1 protein-coding gene is annotated in these 258 nt (G+C 78.7%); it reads left to right on the top strand.

Annotation, left to right across the window (positions count from 1 at the left end):
- On the top strand, positions 1-258 hold a 258-nt coding region (locus tag DW299_RS03370; protein WP_275090574.1), incomplete at both ends, for a copper homeostasis protein CutC.

Here is a 258-nt window from a genome sequence, read left to right as displayed (position 1 = left end):
GGGCGTCGTGATCGGCGTGCTCGACGCCGCCGGCCGCCTCGATCGCGAGGCCGTCGCCCGTCTCCGCGACGCCGCCGGGGGAGCACCCGTCACGCTGCACCGCGCCATCGACGTGACCGCCGACCCGGTCGCCACGCTCCGCACCGCGCGCGAGCTCGGGCTGCGCCGGGTGCTCACCTCGGGCGGAGCGTCCGCCGCGATCGACGGCATCGACACGCTGCGCGCCCTGGTCGCCGCGGCCGAGGGCGCGATCGAGGT

It is taken from the genome of Microbacterium sp. K35 (assembly GCF_004794375.1).
Classification (GTDB): domain Bacteria; phylum Actinomycetota; class Actinomycetes; order Actinomycetales; family Microbacteriaceae; genus Microbacterium; species Microbacterium sufflavum.
Note: the sequence above shows the minus strand (reverse complement) of the source record. Positions and strands in the feature narration are given on the sequence as shown.